The sequence below is a fragment of the Pseudomonas sp. Leaf127 genome (genome assembly GCF_001423155.1).
Lineage (GTDB): Bacteria > Pseudomonadota > Gammaproteobacteria > Pseudomonadales > Pseudomonadaceae > Aquipseudomonas > Aquipseudomonas ovata.
In genome coordinates, this window is the sequence record NZ_LMOA01000022.1 from 540017 (window position 1) to 556696 (window position 16680).

Below are 16680 nucleotides of genomic sequence, written 5' to 3' on the forward strand. Positions count from 1 at the left end.
ACATCTATGGCGTTTCGCAGATTTTGCGAGCGCTGCGCACTCGGTCGCGGGCAAGCGCGCTCCTACTAACCATTGAGATTCTGATGTGAACACACCCGGCACTTACTCCCCCGACCTGCCTGTCTCTGCCGAGCGGCGGGTATTGGGCGGACGCGATCTGTTTTCCCTGTGGTTTTCCCTGGGCATCGGCCTGATGGTCCTGCAAACCGGTGCCTTGCTGGCACCGGGCCTGGGCATGAGCGGTGCGTTGCTGGCCATTGCCCTGGGCACGCTGGTCGGCGTCCTGCTGCTGGCCGGCGCCGGGGTGATCGGCACCGATACCGGCCTGTCGTCCATGGCTTCGCTCACGCTCAGCCTGGGACGACGCGGCGCGATGCTGCCGGCGGTCCTCAACCTGCTGCAACTGGTGGGCTGGGGCTCGTTCGAGATCATCGTCATGCGCGATGCGGCCAGCTTGCTGGGGGCGCGCGCCTTTGGCGAAGGCGGGCTGTGGACCAGCCCGTTGCTCTGGGCGTTGTTCTTCGGCGGCCTGGCGACCTTGCTGGCGGTCAGCGGGCCCTTGACGTTCGTGCGCAAGATCCTGCGCCAGTGGGGTATCTGGCTGTTGCTTGGCGCATGCCTGTGGCTGACCTGGAACCTGCTGGCCAAGGCCGACCTGGCGGCATTGTGGGCGCGTGGCGGTGACGGTTCGATGCCGTTTGCCACCGGTCTGGACATTGCTATTGCCATGCCACTGTCCTGGCTGCCGCTGATTGCCGACTACTCGCGCTTCGGCCGACGGGCGAAGCCGGTGTTTTTCGGTACGGTACTGGGGTATTTCATCGGTAACTGCTGGTTGATGAGCCTGGGCGTGGGCTACACCCTGGCATTCGCCGCCGATGGCGAGGCCAATGCCCTGCTGCTGGCCCTGGCCGGGGCCGGGATGGGCATTCCGCTGTTGCTGGTGCTGCTCGACGAGTCGGAGAAGGCTTTTGCCGACATCCACTCGGCGGCAGTGTCCGGTGCCATGCTGTCGGGGTTGAAGGTTGAGCACCTGGCGTTGGCCATTGGCGTGCTCTGTACCTTGATCGCCTGCTTTGCACCACTGGCGCAGTACGAAAGCTTCCTGCTGCTGATCGGCTCGCTGTTCGCGCCGTTGTTCGGCGTGGTGCTGGTCGATCACTTCGTGCTGCGCCGGCGGCGTTCGCCGGCTCAGGTGCCGGGGCTGCGGGGCTTGAGCCTGCTGGCCTGGCTGGGCGGCGTCAGCACCTATCATCTGCTGGCCAATCTGTACCCCGAAGTGGGTGCCACCCTGCCAGCACTGGTCATGGCCGGCGTATTGCAGTTGTTGCTGGGGCGCGGTGTCAGCTACGACCGGGGAACAGCTCAGGCCTGATCACGCCATTGAGCTGCGGATAGGGAATCTTCAGCTCGACATGGCCCATGGCGTAGGGCGCAATGGTGGTCACCGGGTACTTGAGGATCACCGCGCCATAGGTCAGCGCCACGTTGGTGGTGCGCTTGAACGGCCAGGTCTTGAGAAACTCAGGGTCCTCATTGACCTTGGTCGACACCTGCCAGGCCTGGTGGGCCATCTGGGCCTTTTCCCAGAACTCGGCTTCCTTGCCGGGCACGACCATGTCCGCCAGGGTCAGGACCTTCTGTTGCTGGCGCGAATAGCTGAACAGCGAGCGACCCGGGTCGCCGTGGGCGCCGCCGGTGTCCAGGTAGCTGGACAGCTCCATCACCACGATGCCGTCATGCTGCTCGCGGACCTTGGCCTGCAGGTAGCTGGCGTTGCGGCCCTGGGCACGGCTCAGAAACTGCTGTTCGTACGCCTTGAGCGTGGCCGGCGGCGTCGCGCCCGGTTCGCTGTGGGCCATCTGCAGCAGGTTTTTCTGCACGATGGCGTCCAGCCGCGGCTCGGCGGGAAAGTGCACGGTATCGATGTTCACCAGCGGGCAATCGTCACTGTTGCAACCCGGCTTGATCTGCTCTGAGGTTTCGCGTTCGACCTGCAGCGGGGCACGCATGTTGGGCTGGAACAGGCTTTGGCAGGCACCCAGCGTAACGGCCAGGCAGGCCAGTGCGGCGATCTTCGATAACGACATTGATGATCCTTGGCGGTGTCGGAAAAAACGCGTGCGGCGTACGCATGCAGGCTGCTTGGACTGCAAACCGCGATTTCGGTTCGCCACTGGGCGGATTAGAAATGTTTTGGCGCCTGCGCGTCTACCCTGCTTGTTGAGAGGGGGGGGCTGCATCTGGTGGTCGATGCGCGTTAGGATGGCCCGAAGCCAAAGCGTCCTGCAGCGAGACATTCATGACCCAGACCACCCCCCGTTCAAACCCCTCCGCGTTTGAAATCACCCGACGCGAAACCTGTTTCCAGGGGTTTTACAAACTCGACAAGCTGTACCTGCGCCATGAACTGTTCAATGGTGGCACCGGTCGCGAAATCGGCCGTGAACTGTTCGTGCGCCATGATGCGGTCTGCGTGCTGCCCTACGATGCCAAACGCGATGAAGTGGTGTTGATCGAGCAGTTCCGGGTCGGTGCCCTGGAGAAAGTCGGCAACCCGTGGCTGATCGAACTGGTCGCCGGGCTGATCGACAAGGATGAGCAACCGGAAGAGGTTGCTCATCGTGAGGCAGAAGAGGAAGCTGATCTTGCATTCCAGGCCCTGTGGCCGATTACCCGGTACTTTCCTTCGCCGGGCGGCAGTGATGAATACGTTCATCTTTTCCTGGGACAATGCGACAGCCAGGGCGCCGGTGGCGTGCACGGGCTGGAGTCGGAGGGGGAGGACATCCGCGTCACGGTCTGGTCGTTCGACGACGCCCTGCAAGCCGTGGCCGATGGCCGGATCATGAACGCGGCAACCATCATTGCCTTGCAATGGCTGGCCTTGAACCGCGCTGAAATAAGGGGGCTATGGTCGTGAATCTCTTGCGCGAGCGCTATCGTGTCGATCTTGCCGGCCTGCAGGCAGCATGCGAGGCCAACTACGCCCGCCTGATGCGCCTGCTGCCCGACATGCGCACGCAAAAAAGCTCGCGCCGGGTGGCCGTGACCCAGGGCGAGCAGATGCTCGGCGTACTGGCGGTCGAAGTGCTGCTGGACTGCCCGTACACCACTACCTTGCAGGTCAGCCAGGAGCACAGCCTGCCCTGGCTGCCGGTGCCGCGCCTGGAAGTGCAGGTCTATCATGACGCGCGCATGGCCGAAGTGATCGGCGCCGAACATGCGCGGCGCTTTCGCGGCATCTATCCCTACCCGAACACCCACATGCACCAGCCCGACGAAAAAGCCCAGCTCAACCTGTTCCTGGGCGAGTGGCTGAGTCACTGCCTGGCCTGCGGCCATGAATACGAAGCCGTAAGGTAGGAGCGCGCTTGCCCGCGACCGGCTGCGCAGCAGTCGTAAATTTGTAGCGTTTCACAGATCTAAAGCCGTAAATTTGCAGCGTTTCGCAGATCTCCAGCCGTAAATTTGCAGTGTTTCGCAGATCTAAAACCGTAAATTGCTAGCGTTTCGCAAATCTCCAGCCATGAATTTTCAGCGTTTCGCAGATTTCCAATCATAAACTTGTAGCGTTTCCCGAATTTTTGCGAGCGCTGCGCACTCGGTCGCGGGCAGAGCGCGCTCCTACGACAGCCGGCGGGTGTCAGCTGCCGGCACAGCGATAATGGCCTTTCGATCATCATTGCTGTGATCGACCACTCAATTCCCGGTTTGCCGTACCCGGCAACAGCTACCATAATTCGCCACGTATCGCCCCCGGGAGACGGCCGTTGCCGAGTTCATCTATCAAGGATTCTTCAGTCCTGCTGGTCCAGTTGTCCGACAGTCACCTGTTCGCCGAGGCGGACGGCACGCTGATGGGCATGAATACCCGTGAGGGGCTGGAAAATGTGCTCGAGCTGGTAAAGGCCGAGCAGCCGCATATCGACCTGCTGCTGATGACCGGGGATATTTCCCAGGACGGTACCGTGCAGTCGTACCGGGCGTTTCGTGAGCTCAGCGAGCCGCTGGGCGTGCCGGTGCGCTGGTTGCCGGGCAACCATGACGAATGGGCGCAGATGAACGAGGCGGCGCAAGGCAGCGAAGTCCTGGTGCCGGTGACGGACATCGGTGGCTGGCGGGTCACCATGCTCAACTCCGAGGTCGAGGGGGCGGTGTTCGGTCATCTGGACGAGCTGCAGCTGCAATTGCTCGAGCAATCGCTCATCGACGCACCCGATCGCCATCATCTGGTGTGCCTGCATCATCACCCTGTACCCATCGGTTGCGCCTGGATGGTGCCCATCGGCCTGCACAACGCCGTGGCGCTGTTTGCCGTGCTTGATCGCTACCCGCAGGTGCGGGCGGTGCTGTGGGGGCATGTGCACCAGGCCTTCGATGAGGTGCGCGAGGGCGTGCGCCTGCTGGCCACGCCGTCCACCTGCATCCAGTTTGCGCCCGGCAGCGAGGCATTCGGCCTCGACACCGCCGCCCCCGGCTATCGCTGGCTGAGGCTGCACGACGACGGACGGCTGGACACCGGCATCAGCCGGCTGGCCGGGACGGATTTCGGGGTGGATTTCTCCGGTACTGGTTATTGATACAGTTTGAAGGTGCATTTCTGCCCCCGGACTCCTGTAAACTATGCGGCTTTGTGACGTTGCGAGTTTTCGGAGGCCTGGCGTGACCGGCGATAACCCCACTCTGCTGTACATCCACGGCCTGAACAGTTCGGCCCTGTCGAAGAAGGCCACCCAGTTGACGACCCTGATGCACTCGCTGGGCCTGCAGGCGCAGGTGCGGGTGCCGGAGTTGCATCACCATCCCCGCCAGGCCATCGGCCAGCTGGATGAGGCCATCGAGTCGCTGGGTCGGCCATTGCTGGTCGGCAGCTCGCTCGGCGGCTACTATGCGACCCATCTTGCGCAGCGCCATGGACTCAAGGCCGTGCTGATCAACCCGGCGGTCAATCCGCACCGGTTGTTCGACGGCTTCCTGGGCACCCAGCAGAACCTCTACACCGGCGAGCGCTGGGAGCTGACCCTCGACCATGTGCAGGCGCTGGCCGAGCTGGAAGTCCCGGCCCCGAGCGATCCGCAACAGGTCCGGGTGTGGCTGCAGACCGGCGACGAAACCCTCGACTACCGCCGTGCCGAGGCGTTCTACGCCCGTTGCAGCCTGGATATCCAGGACGGCGGCGACCACAGCTACCAGGGCTTTGCCGCGCGCCTGCCGGAACTGCTGGCCATCGCCGGCTTTGCCCCGTCGGTGTTGCAGGCGATTGACCTTTCACGATTGTGAAAGGCAAGCGTGCGACGATGCGGCACCCTGTGCGATCTTTCATGAATCCTTGATAACGAGAACCCATGGCCACTCCCAGCGCTAGTTCCTATAACGCCGATGCCATCGAAGTCCTCTCGGGCCTCGATCCGGTTCGCAAGCGTCCGGGCATGTACACCGACACCTCGCGGCCCAACCACCTGGCCCAGGAGGTCATCGACAACAGTGTCGACGAAGCCCTGGCCGGTCACGCCCGCTCGGTGCAGGTGATCCTTCACGCCGACCACTCTCTGGAAGTCAGCGATGACGGTCGCGGCATGCCGGTGGACATTCACCCTGAAGAAGGCGTGTCCGGGGTCGAGCTGATCCTGACCAAGCTGCACGCCGGCGGCAAGTTCTCCAACAAGAACTACCAGTTCTCCGGCGGCCTGCACGGCGTGGGGATTTCGGTGGTCAACGCGCTCTCGACCCAGGTGCGGGTCAAGGTCAAGCGCGATGGCAACGAATACCAGATGACCTTCGCCGACGGCTTCAAGGCCTCGGACCTGCAGGTGGTCGGTACGGTGGGCAAGCGCAACACCGGCACCAGCGTGTATTTCAGCCCGGACCCCAAGTATTTCGACAGCCCGAAGTTCTCCGTCAGCCGCCTCAAGCATGTGCTCAAGGCCAAGGCCGTGCTGTGCCCGGGGCTGCTGGTCAGCTTCGAGGACAAATCCACCGGCGAGAAGGTCGAGTGGCATTACGAGGACGGCCTGCGCTCTTACCTGCAGGATTCGGTCACCGACTTCCTGCGCCTGCCCGACGAGCCGTTCTGCGGCAGTTTTGCCGGCAATAAAGAAGCGGTGGACTGGGCCTTGCTGTGGTTGCCCGAAGGCGGTGACAGCGTGCAGGAAAGCTACGTCAACCTGATCCCCACCGCCCAGGGCGGCACCCACGTCAACGGCCTGCGCCAGGGCCTGCTCGATGCGATGCGCGAGTTCTGCGAGTTCCGCAGTCTGCTGCCGCGCGGTGTGAAGCTGGCGCCGGAAGACGTCTGGGAGCGCATTGCCTTTGTGCTGTCGACCAAGATGCAGGAGCCGCAGTTCTCCGGCCAGACCAAGGAGCGCCTGTCGTCACGTGAAGCGGCGGCCTTCGTCTCCGGGGTGGTCAAGGACGCGTTCAGCCTGTGGCTCAACACGCACTCGGACCTGGGCATGCAACTGGCAGAACTGGCGATCAACAACGCCGGCCGCCGGCTGAAGGCCAGCAAGAAGGTCGAGCGCAAGCGCATCACCCAGGGTCCGGCCCTGCCGGGCAAGCTGGCCGATTGTGCCGGGCAGGACCCGGCGCGCTCCGAGCTGTTCCTGGTCGAGGGCGACTCGGCCGGCGGTTCCGCCAAGCAGGCCCGTGACAAGGAGTTCCAGGCCATCCTGCCGCTGCGCGGCAAGATCCTCAACACCTGGGAAGTCGACGGCGGCGAAGTGCTGGCCAGCCAGGAAGTGCATAACATTGCCGTGGCCATTGGTGTCGATCCGGGCTCGGCCGACATCGGCCAGCTGCGCTACGGCAAGATCTGCATCCTGGCCGACGCCGACTCGGACGGCTTGCACATCGCCACCTTGCTGTGCGCGCTGTTCGTCCAGCATTTCCGCCCGTTGGTGGATGCGGGCCATGTGTATGTGGCCATGCCACCGCTGTACCGCATCGACCTGGGCAAGGAGATTTTCTACGCCCTGGACGAAGCCGAGCGCGATGGCATCCTCGACCGCCTGGTGGCCGAGAAGAAACGCGGCAAGCCGCAGGTCACGCGCTTCAAGGGCCTGGGTGAAATGAACCCGCCGCAGTTGCGTGAAACCACCATGGACCCCAACACCCGGCGTCTGGTCCAGCTCACCCTGGACGACTATGCCGCGACCACGGAAATCATGGACATGCTGCTGGCCAAGAAGCGCGCTTCCGATCGCAAGGCCTGGCTTGAAGCCAAGGGCAACCTGGCCGAGGTCCTGAGTTGAGGCGAGCCTGGCTCGCCGCGCTGGCCTTGCTGGCGGTTCCGGCTCACGCGCAGGTACCGCTGCAGCAACTCAAGCTGCTCTCGGAACACCCGGTAGAGGGCATGACCGGTGGTAACCTGTCGGGCCTGGCCCTGTGCGACGGTCAATTGTGGACGGTGTCGGACCGCGATGACCGCGTGCTCTATCGACTGGACCGCACGCAGGCCGTGTGGCAGGCCGAGGCGCACGAATTCGACGTGCCTGAGCCGCACAGCGACCTGCCGGCCCGCCTGCGTTCGCTGGCCACCCTGTCAACCGTGGTCCGCGGCGGCAGCCTGGATTATGAAGGCATCAGTTGCGACGCGGCGGGCAACCGCTATGTGGTCAGCGAAGCCACCGCCGCGGTGCTCAAGGTGCCGGCGACAGGGCCGGCTACCTGGCTGGTCCTGCCGCCGGCGCTGGTGGCCCAGGCTCAGGCCAAGGGCATGTTGCAGCACTTCAATGCCATCTTCGAAGGCATCGCCATCGATCCGCAGGGCGAGCGACTCTGGCTGGCAGCGGAACGTCAGGAGCGCGGCCTGCTGGTGGTGCAGCGCGAGGGCGAGCAATGGCGCTGTGCGCCGGACTGCGTGCTGTATGCCCAGGTCGACCACCCACCCACCGGCCGGGCCGACAAGGCCATCACGTCATGGGACTTTGCCGACTTGTCGCTGTACCAGGGCAAGCTGTTTACCCTGGAGCGCTCGGTGTACCGGATCTGCCGGCGTGACCCCGAAGACGGCGTGGCCGAGCGCTGCTGGTCGTTCGGCCATGAGGCCCGGCAGCCAGAGCGACGCTATGATCAGCCCTATGGCCTGACCGAAGCGCTGGTGATCGACGACACCGGGGCCTGGATCGGCACGGACAACAACTTCGGCGCCCGCGCCGATGGTGAAAAACGACCCGTCGTCTGGCGTTTTGCAGCGCCTGCCGGCGGCTGGAGCGCGCCATGACCCCACCGCAGCCTGGCCGGCGTGCCGGCAAGATCCTGATGCTCATGGCCTGGGCGGCCGGGCTGTTTCTGGCCACGCGCTTTTTTGGCGAGTGGGAAGACAAGCAGCACAACCCCAATACCGCCATGGAGTCGGTGCACACCCAGGGGGCGATAGAAGTGCGCCTAGTGGGCAACCGACAGGGGCATTTTGTCGGCACCGCACGCCTCAACGGTCGCGACGTACCGTTCATGATCGACACCGGCGCCACCGATGTCGCCATCCCTGGTGACCTGGCCGACGAACTGGGCCTGGAGCGCGGCGTACCGGTCACGGTCAGCACCGCCAACGGCCGGGTGCAGGGCTTTCGCACCCGCCTGGACCGGGTCCAGTTGGGCGAGATCGTGCTGCGCGATGTGCGGGCGCTGGTAACCCCCAGCCTGGATGGCGATGAAATCCTGCTGGGCATGAGCGCGATGAAACAACTCGAATTTACCCAGCGTGGCGGCACCTTGCTGCTGCGCCAGACGACCCCTTAATGACGAGGCCCGCATGAGCGACTCCCTTGACCTCAGCCTGGACGGCGTCGAACGCCGCTCCCTGGCCGACTTCACCGAACAGGCCTACCTCAACTATTCCATGTACGTGATCATGGACCGCGCCTTGCCGCACATCGGCGACGGCCTCAAGCCGGTGCAGCGTCGTATCGTGTACGCCATGAGCGAGCTGGGCCTGGGCGCCGACGCCAAGCACAAGAAGTCGGCCCGCACCGTGGGCGACGTGCTCGGCAAGTTCCACCCGCACGGCGACTCGGCCTGCTACGAGGCCATGGTGCTGATGGCCCAGCCGTTCAGCTACCGCTACACCCTGGTCGATGGCCAGGGCAACTGGGGTGCACCGGATGATCCCAAGTCGTTCGCGGCCATGCGCTACACCGAGGCGCGCCTGTCGCGCTATTCCGAAGTGCTGCTCAGCGAACTGGGCCAGGGCACGGCCGACTGGGTGCCGAACTTCGACGGCACCCTCGATGAGCCGGCGGTGTTGCCGGCGCGGTTGCCCAATATCCTGCTCAACGGCACCACCGGCATCGCGGTCGGCATGGCCACCGACGTGCCGCCGCACAACCTGCGGGAAGTGGCCAGCGCCTGCGTGCGCCTGCTCGATGAGCCCAAGGCCACGGTCGAGCAACTGTGTGAGCACATCCAGGGCCCTGACTACCCGACCGAAGCCGAGATCATCACCCCGCGTGCCGACCTGCTGAAAATGTACGAGACCGGCAAGGGCTCGGTGCGCATGCGCGCCGTGTACCGGGTCGAAGACGGCGACATCGTGGTGACGGCCTTGCCGCACCAGGTCTCCGGGGCCAAGGTGCTGGAGCAGATCGCCGCCCAGATGCAGGCCAAGAAGCTGCCGATGGTCGCCGACCTGCGTGACGAGTCGGACCACGAAAACCCGTGCCGCATCGTGATCATCCCGCGTTCCAGCCGTATCGATGCCGGCGAGCTGATGCAGCATCTGTTCGCCACCACCGACCTGGAGTCCAGCTACCGGGTCAACGTCAATATCATCGGCCTGGACGGCAAGCCGCAGCTCAAGAACCTGCGCATGCTGCTCAACGAGTGGCTGGCGTTCCGCATCAGCACCGTGCGCCGCCGCCTGCAGTTCCGCCTGGACAAGGTCGAGCATCGCCTGCACCTGTTGGAAGGCTTGCTGACCGCCTACCTGAACCTGGATGAAGTGATCCACATCATCCGCACCGCCGAACACCCCAAGGCCGAGCTGATCGCGCGCTTCGGGTTGTCGGAGATCCAGGCCGACTACATTCTCGACACCCGCCTGCGGCAACTGGCGCGCCTCGAAGAAATGAAGCTGCGCAGCGAGCAGGACGCCTTGCTCAAGGAGCAGGCCAAGCTCAAGGCCCTGCTGGGCAGCGACGCCAAGCTGCGCAAGCTGGTGCGTACCGAACTGATTGCCGACGCCGAAACCTATGGCGACGACCGCCGCTCACCGATCGTCGAGCGAGCCGAGGCCCGTGCGTTGTCGGAAAACGAGCTGATGCCGACCGAGCCGGTCACCGTTGTATTGTCCGAAAAGGGCTGGGTGCGGTGCGGCAAGGGCCATGACATCGACGCCACCGGGCTCTCTTACAAGGCTGGCGATGGCTTCAAGACCTCGGCCATCGGGCGTTCCAATCAATTTGCCGTGTTCATCGACTCCACCGGGCGCAGCTATTCGGTGGCCGCGCACACCTTGCCATCGGCCAGGGGGCAGGGTGAGCCGTTGACCGGCAAGCTGCAGCCACCGCCCGGCGCCAGCTTCGAATGCGTGCTGCTGCCTGATGACGAGGCGCTGTATGTGATTGCCTCCGATGCCGGCTACGGGTTCGTGGTCAAGGGTGAGGACCTGCAAGCCAAGAACAAGGCGGGCAAGGCGCTGCTGACCCTGCCGGCTGGCTCGAAAGTCATTGCGCCGCGTCCGGTGGGCGACCGCGAGAGCAACTGGCTGGCGGCGGTGACCACCGAAGGCCGGCTGCTGGTGTTCCGTATCAGCGACCTGCCACAACTGGGCAAGGGCAAGGGCAACAAGATCATCGGCGTGCCGGGTGATCGGGTGGCCAGCCGCGAAGAGTACGTCAGCGACCTGGCGGTCATCCCGCAAGGCGCCACCCTGGTGCTGCAGGCCGGCAAGCGCACCCTGTCGCTCAAGGCCGACGACCTTGAGCACTACAAGGGTGAGCGTGGGCGGCGGGGCAACAAGCTGCCCCGCGGGTTTCAGCGCGTGGATGCGTTATTGGTCGAAAACGGCTGAAAACACCCGTTTACTGCCAGCGATCTTCGGTTTGCGCCGAAGATCGCCGCAGAATCGCTGGAGTCATGAACGATATTAACGGATGATATGGGGTCTTCAAGCCGGCGTGGCTCTATGCCTGTATGACGCTGGCGAGCTTTCAATTTTTAACCTGCCGCTCACAGGTTCCTGGACGGGACGATGAATTTTCTACGCCTTCCCATTATTTTGCTGATGACCGGCGTACTTGGCCTGGCCGGTTGCAGCGTGCATCAACCGGCCGCGCTGTATCAGCTCGACAGCGGCCAGCCAGGCCAGCCCAGGCAGGGCACCGGTCTGGCGGTATTGCTGGGGCCGGTTTCGGTCGCGGACTACCTGCAACGCGAAACCCTTCTGCAACGCCAGCCTGACGGCACCCTGACCGCATCCCCCGACGGTCGCTGGGCCGGTAACCTGTCGTCCGATATCGACCAGTTGTTGCTGCGCCAGGTGGCCTGGAAACTCGACAGCCAGCGCGTGGTCCTGGCGCCTGCCCAAGGCGCCAACTTCGTGCCCGACGTGCAAGTGATCCTGTCGATCACCCGCCTGGACTCCGGCAGCAAACAGCCGGCCATCCTTGACGCCCAATGGCGCCTGCTGGACCGCAAGGGCAAGGTGCGCGACAGCCGCCTGGTGCATCTGCAAGAGGTTCACAGCGGCAGTACGGCCGCCCAGGTCAAGGCCCAGGGCCTGCTCCTGCAGCGGCTGGCCGATCAGATCAGCACGGCGATCAAGCCGATCTCCTGGGTGATCGAAGAGCCAAAGAAAGCCGCGCCCATCGTGCGTGCCAAGCCTCAGGCCGACAAGCCGAAAATCCCCATGGCCGCGCCCATCCGTACCGATCTGGAAGTGTTCCGCTTCTGATTGCGCCTCTGCGCGCAGCCCCGTCAGGGACTGCGCGCTTTCCTGAACCACCGCGGGCAGAGACGGATGGCCGCCCCCGCGCTCCTGCAGCGTGTTTTATACGTCGTGCATCCGTGCCAGCTGGCGCTCGAGCATCGAGGGGTAGGGCTCCATCAGGCGTTCTACACAGCATGCGCCTTCGGGGCTGGCGATGGGGCGGATGCGGGCACGCTGGCGGATCAGTTCGTCGTCGTTGATCGAGCGCTCCACCAGCAGCAGGTTGCGGCTGTGCTGCGACAGGGCCAGGGCGTCCTGGGCCTTTTTGGTCAGCAGCAGGTCGATCTGGCTCAGGCCCTTGAGACCCTCGTCCAGCGTCAGGCCCAGTTGCAATTGCAAGGTAATGCCGCTGTCGGCGACTTCGACCTGCAAGGCGTGACTCAGGGCGCGCAGCAATTCTCCGCAGCAGATGGCGTTGGTGAGGTAGTCCTCGCCGATGACCTGGCTGTGGAACAGCAACAAGGTGCTGCCGTCATTGAGGGTGTGCATCTCGCCGTCATACAGTGAGGCGGCCTGCTCCAGGCAATCGCGATAACGTTGCTGCAGGTCGGTCAGGCGTGCGCGCGGCAGGCGGCGCAACTGGTCCTGTGCACCCAGTTGGGCGGCGAGGATGGCGGTGTGCTGTGGTTCGTTATAGACAGGGACGACCGGTACCGGCATGGCCGCCGGGCGCACGACGGGTTCGTGCAGGTCGGCGAAGGCGTCATCGTCGTCCAGGTCCTCCTCGGCCATGATGCGTCGCGGCACCGGGGCCGGCGCCAGGCGTGGCCTGACAGGTTTTTCGATGATCTCGTCATGGGCCGAGAACGACTCGTCGCCCAGGTCGTCGTGCAGGTCCGGGTCGAACTCCGGCTCCGGTGCGGGCTCCGGAACCGGTGGCGCGAACGAAGCGCGCAACTGGCGGGCCAGGTCACCCACTTCGTCCTGGCGCTCGGTGCCCGGTGTGTAGGGGTCGATGTTGCGCAGCCACAGGCGCAACTGCAGCAGCGGCGTGGAAATGTGCCGGCCCAGGCGCAGGCTCAGGGCCAGGGCCAGGGCCAGCAGGATACCGGCCAGGATGCCCATGCTTTGCAGGCTGATGGTCAGCGGCTGCTGGAATTGCGACATGTCCAGGCTGATGCGCAGATGCCCGGCCATCACGTCCTGGAACGTGATCTTGATTTCGTACAGGCCCTGGCTTTCACCCAGCAACCCGCTTTTCGGGCGCTGCCCGGCCTCGGCGAGAATGCGGTTGTCGACGCTGTAGATTGCCGCATGGGCCACCAGCGGATTCTTGACCAGGTTACCCAGCAGCACATTGAGGCTGAGGATGTCGTTGGCCACCAGCAACTCGGTGGCCGAGGTCGCCGTCTGGGTGGTCAGGGCCTGGCCCAGGGCGTCGGCCTGCTCGTGCATGGCCTGCTTGAACTGCAGGCCCATGACGCCGGCATAGATCACCAGGGCCAGCGCCACCAGAATCACGTTATGACTGGCGATACGCAGCGCGATCGGCACGCGGCGGTGACGCACGGCACGAAAGATCAGCAGGAAGAAGTTATCGGATTTGACAGGCGTGGGCCGGTTCACAGAGCGCGGCTCTTTCGAAGAAGTTGCCGCGCAGTATAGCGAGCGCCCCTGAGACGGCAAAGCGCTGGCTGTGCCCGGTGGGCCTTGAAAGCAGGTAGAATGCGATTTTTTTCCATAGCGGGGGTGCGCCTTGCGCGAAATCGTCCTGATTAACATCACTGGTGAGGATCGTCCCGGTCTCACCGCAGCCATTACCGGCGCTCTTGCCCAAGGTGGCGTGAACATTCTCGATATTGGTCAGGCGGTGATCCACGACACGCTGTCGTTTGGCATCCTGGTTGAGATTCCGGATACGGTGCAGGGTTCCTCGGTGCTCAAAGAGGTTTTGTTCACCGCCTACAAGCTCGACCAGCAAGTGCGTTTCACGCCCGTGTCCGAAGAGGACTACCAGCATTGGGTCGACGGTCAGGGCAAAGCCCGGCATATCGTGACCCTCCTGACCCGCAAGGTCACCGCCGAGCAACTGCAATGCGTCAGCTCGATCATTGCCCGCTATGGCCTGAACATCGACCAGATCGATCGATTGTCCGGGCGCACGCCACTGGATACGCCGGCAGACCAGAGCAAGGGCTGCATCGAGTTTTCCGTGCGCGGTGAAGCGGGTGATCTCAAGGCCATGCAGGCCGAGTTCCTCAGTGTCGCGCAAGAGCTGAACGTCGACATTGCGTTCCAGCAGGATTCGCTGTTCCGTCGCAACCGCCGCCTGGCGGTGTTCGACATGGACTCGACCCTGATCGAGGCCGAGGTCATCGACGAATTGGCCAAGGCGGCCGGGGTGGGCGAGCAAGTCTCGGCCATCACCGAGCGTGCCATGGCCGGCGAGCTGGATTTTCGCGCCAGCTTCAAGGAGCGCCTGGCGTTGCTCAAGGGGCTGGACGTCAGTGTGCTCGACGACATCGGCGCCTCGCTGCGCCTGACCGAGGGCGCCGAAAACCTGTTCGCCGAACTCAAGCGCCTGGGCTACAAGACCGCGATCCTGTCCGGTGGCTTTACCTACTTTGCCAAACAGTTGCAGCAGAAGCTGGGCATTGACTATGTATTTGCCAATGAACTGGAGGTGGTCGACGGCCGGGTGACCGGTGTGGCCGTGGAGCCGATCGTCGATGCCCAGCGCAAGGCCGACCTGCTGCGCGAGCTGGCGCACAGGGAAGGCCTGAGCCTGGAGCAGACCATTGCCGTGGGCGACGGCGCCAACGACTTGCCGATGCTGGCCATCGCGGGTCTGGGCGTGGCTTTCCGTGCCAAGCCGCTGGTCAAGCAGTCCGCCAAACAGGCAATCTCGACCCTGGGCCTGGACGGCGTGCTGTACCTGCTGGGCTTTCGCGACCGCGAAGGCCGTCATTAAGCGTTAAACGCTGGCGGCCATGGCCGCCGTCAAAGCGTTCCCCAAAGCGAGTCGAACTCTTCGCCGCCCCGGGCCTTGTCCTGGCCGGCGACCTTCGGTGCCTCGAACAACTGGTACTCGAACTGGTTGTAGCTGGCGCTGGCGATGTGGCGTGTCTTGAGGGCGGCGCGTGTTTCGTCGCCGTTGATGTTCATCATCACCTTGCTGCCCTCCTTGAAGGGCAATCGCGGTGCCAGCACCATCGGTGGTTTGTCCAGCGGCCGCACTTCGGGCAGCATCAGGCTGCGCAGGTACTGGCTGTTCAGTTCTTCACCAATCAACTGCATGCCGCAGGGCTGGGCGAAGGGCGCGATCAGCTCGATGCCCATCTGCGTGCCGCCGCTGCGTACCTGGCGTATCCAGCGCACGATGGCAACGCTCCAGCCCAACCCGCTTTCATCCTGCAAGCCGATGACTTCGCCGGCCTGGAGCTGGCTGGGCACCTCCTTGTGCCAGGCCAGGCAATAACCGCCCGGGCTGTGATTGACGATGTTGAGTTCATAGACCGGAAAGTCCTGCTGGGCGTTGTTGCCATCGGCATCGCTTTCGGCTTGCGGGTACTGGATTTCCTCGAACGGCAGCAAGGTCGAAGAGGTGTTGCCGCGCTGGGTGTCGAATGCCTGCGACCAGGGGTCGTCATGGTCATTGACGAGCTTGAGGCTGAAGTCCGCCGCCTGGATCACCGCCGGGAGTTGCAGCTGTTCGCTGAACGATTTGCGCCCGCCCAGGTAGTAGTGCAGGGCGCTCATGCCCAGGCACAGCTTCAGGGAACCCTGGCCCGGGATGCGCTGAAAGGTCCGCTCTGCCACATCACCCCAGGCCACTGCCAGGTGTTGCAGCAGGTCGGCACTGACCCCCGGTGGCACAGTCAGGCGTGCCTGTGCACGCTGCTCGGCTGGCAGTTCCAGGTACTGATGAATGGCACTGGCCAGGTTCAGGGGGTTGATGCCGAGCAGGCGCGGCAGGATCTCTTCACCATACAGATTGCGGTAACGCGGTGGTTTGTCGACGCCTGGATCCAGCGCGAACAGGCTGCCGTCCTCATGCGCATCCTGCAACCGGACCAGGCTGCTCCAGGCTTCGAGCGCCTCGGCCAGCCTGCCGATGTTGAGCTGGCGCATCTGGTTGCAGCGCGCATTGCCCATCATCAAGGCAATGACATAGGTCTGTTCGACGCTCAGGCTGCGCACATGCAGCGCCTGGGGTTCGATAACCTGCACGGTGTGCAGCTGCTGTTGACGCGCGATCTGGTAGATCTGGTGCAGCTCAAGCCACAGACCGTCCTGCACCGGGCAGTACAACTGACTGGCGCGTACCAGGGGGCCGTTCAGGCAATGCAGGGCACGCTGCAGTGCGGTGGTGAACACGGTGGCCTGATCACGGCTGTAGTGGGGCGCAACCTGATGAATGATCAGTTTGTAGCCAGTGGCCAAGTGGTTCTGCAGGGCCTGGCACAGGTTGGCAACCTTGCGCGGACGTTCGTCCAGTACGATGGACTGGTTGAGAAAGTGGCGCTCCAGGTGTTTGCACACGAAGTACACTTCCGGGCGCAGCAGCTCCAGCAGTTGCAGGCGATTTTCGGTAGGGGTGAGCAGCAGGTTGAGTTCTGTAAGACCTTGATACAATTGCCGGGCCATTTCGCCGAGATTGGCCTTGGGCAGTGTCGAGATCCAGCGCTTGAGATCGCGCGGATTGGCATCACAGAAGGTCAGGCTCGACTGTGTCGGTGCTGGAACACGCAACAACAAAGGAAAGCTCAATTTACTCATGTGACAGGCAGACTCCTGCGTATTACTGGCCC

13 protein-coding genes and 2 pseudogenes are annotated in these 16680 nt (G+C 63.8%); 11 read left to right on the plus strand and 4 right to left on the minus strand.

Annotation, left to right across the window (positions count from 1 at the left end; genetic code table 11):
- The first annotated feature begins 85 nt into the window (after positions 1–85).
- On the plus strand, positions 86–1375 hold the full coding sequence (gene cytX, locus ASF84_RS20275; RefSeq protein ID WP_056840636.1) for a putative hydroxymethylpyrimidine transporter CytX: 1290 nt from the start codon (positions 86–88) through the stop codon (positions 1373–1375).
- On the opposite strand, the gene ASF84_RS20280 is transcribed toward cytX, so the two are convergent.
- Entirely contained in the window at positions 1344–2090 is a 747-nt protein-coding gene (locus ASF84_RS20280; RefSeq protein WP_056840637.1) for an RsiV family protein, read from the minus strand. The two genes, cytX and ASF84_RS20280, sit on opposite strands and share 32 nt — an antisense overlap.
- A 212-nt stretch (positions 2091–2302) precedes the next feature.
- On the opposite strand from ASF84_RS20280, the gene ASF84_RS20285 reads away from it, so the two are divergent.
- From ASF84_RS20285 to ASF84_RS20325, 9 genes are all read left to right on the plus strand, one after another.
- A complete protein-coding gene (locus ASF84_RS20285; RefSeq protein ID WP_056840638.1) occupies positions 2303–2923 on the plus strand; it encodes an NUDIX domain-containing protein in 621 nt (206 codons plus the stop codon).
- Positions 2914–3366 (plus strand): DUF1249 domain-containing protein, encoded by a 453-nt coding sequence (locus tag ASF84_RS20290; RefSeq protein ID WP_056840639.1) that lies wholly within the window; start codon positions 2914–2916, stop codon positions 3364–3366. Before ASF84_RS20285 ends, ASF84_RS20290 begins: the two co-directional genes overlap by 10 nt.
- A gap of 407 nt (positions 3367–3773) precedes the next feature.
- The gene (gene cpdA / locus ASF84_RS20295) at positions 3774–4583 is read left to right on the plus strand and encodes a 3',5'-cyclic-AMP phosphodiesterase (RefSeq protein WP_082481733.1); all 810 of its coding nucleotides are present in this window, start codon (positions 3774–3776) and stop codon (positions 4581–4583) included.
- An 82-nt stretch (positions 4584–4665) separates the two neighbouring features.
- The gene (locus ASF84_RS20300) at positions 4666–5283 is read left to right on the plus strand and encodes a YqiA/YcfP family alpha/beta fold hydrolase (protein WP_056840640.1); all 618 of its coding nucleotides are present in this window, start codon (positions 4666–4668) and stop codon (positions 5281–5283) included.
- Positions 5284–5348: 65 nt separating this feature from the next.
- Entirely contained in the window at positions 5349–7253 is a 1905-nt protein-coding gene (gene parE, locus ASF84_RS20305; RefSeq protein WP_056840641.1) for a DNA topoisomerase IV subunit B, read from the plus strand.
- Positions 7250–8224, plus strand: coding sequence for an esterase-like activity of phytase family protein (locus tag ASF84_RS20310; RefSeq protein ID WP_056840642.1), 975 nt, complete (start codon positions 7250–7252; stop codon positions 8222–8224). Before parE ends, ASF84_RS20310 begins: the two co-directional genes overlap by 4 nt.
- Positions 8221–8742 (plus strand): retropepsin-like aspartic protease family protein, encoded by a 522-nt coding sequence (locus ASF84_RS20315; RefSeq protein ID WP_056840643.1) that lies wholly within the window; start codon positions 8221–8223, stop codon positions 8740–8742. The genes ASF84_RS20310 and ASF84_RS20315 overlap by 4 nt, the downstream gene beginning before the upstream one ends.
- Positions 8743–8755: 13 nt before the next feature.
- Positions 8756–11011: a DNA topoisomerase IV subunit A gene (parC, locus tag ASF84_RS20320; RefSeq protein ID WP_056840644.1), complete on the plus strand. Its 2256-nt coding sequence runs from the start codon at positions 8756–8758 to the stop codon at positions 11009–11011.
- A gap of 180 nt (positions 11012–11191) precedes the next feature.
- On the plus strand, positions 11192–11893 hold the full coding sequence (locus ASF84_RS20325) for a PqiC family protein (protein WP_056840645.1): 702 nt from the start codon (positions 11192–11194) through the stop codon (positions 11891–11893).
- A gap of 96 nt (positions 11894–11989) precedes the next feature.
- On the opposite strand, the pseudogene ASF84_RS30295 reads toward ASF84_RS20325, so the two are convergent.
- Both ASF84_RS30295 and ASF84_RS30300 read right to left on the minus strand, forming a co-directional pair.
- Positions 11990–12700, minus strand: a pseudogene (locus ASF84_RS30295) (histidine kinase); the annotation flags it as partial.
- 74 nt (positions 12701–12774) lie between these two features.
- Positions 12775–13495 (minus strand): annotated as a pseudogene (locus ASF84_RS30300) (histidine kinase); the annotation flags it as partial.
- Positions 13496–13625: 130 nt separating this feature from the next.
- Here ASF84_RS30300 and serB point away from each other — a divergent pair.
- Positions 13626–14840, plus strand: coding sequence for a phosphoserine phosphatase SerB (gene serB / locus ASF84_RS20335; RefSeq protein WP_056840647.1), 1215 nt, complete (start codon positions 13626–13628; stop codon positions 14838–14840).
- Between the two features lie 29 nt (positions 14841–14869).
- On the opposite strand, the gene ASF84_RS20340 is transcribed toward serB, so the two are convergent.
- A complete protein-coding gene (locus ASF84_RS20340) occupies positions 14870–16648 on the minus strand; it encodes a hypothetical protein (protein ID WP_056840648.1) in 1779 nt (592 codons plus the stop codon).
- Positions 16649–16680 lie beyond the last annotated feature (32 nt).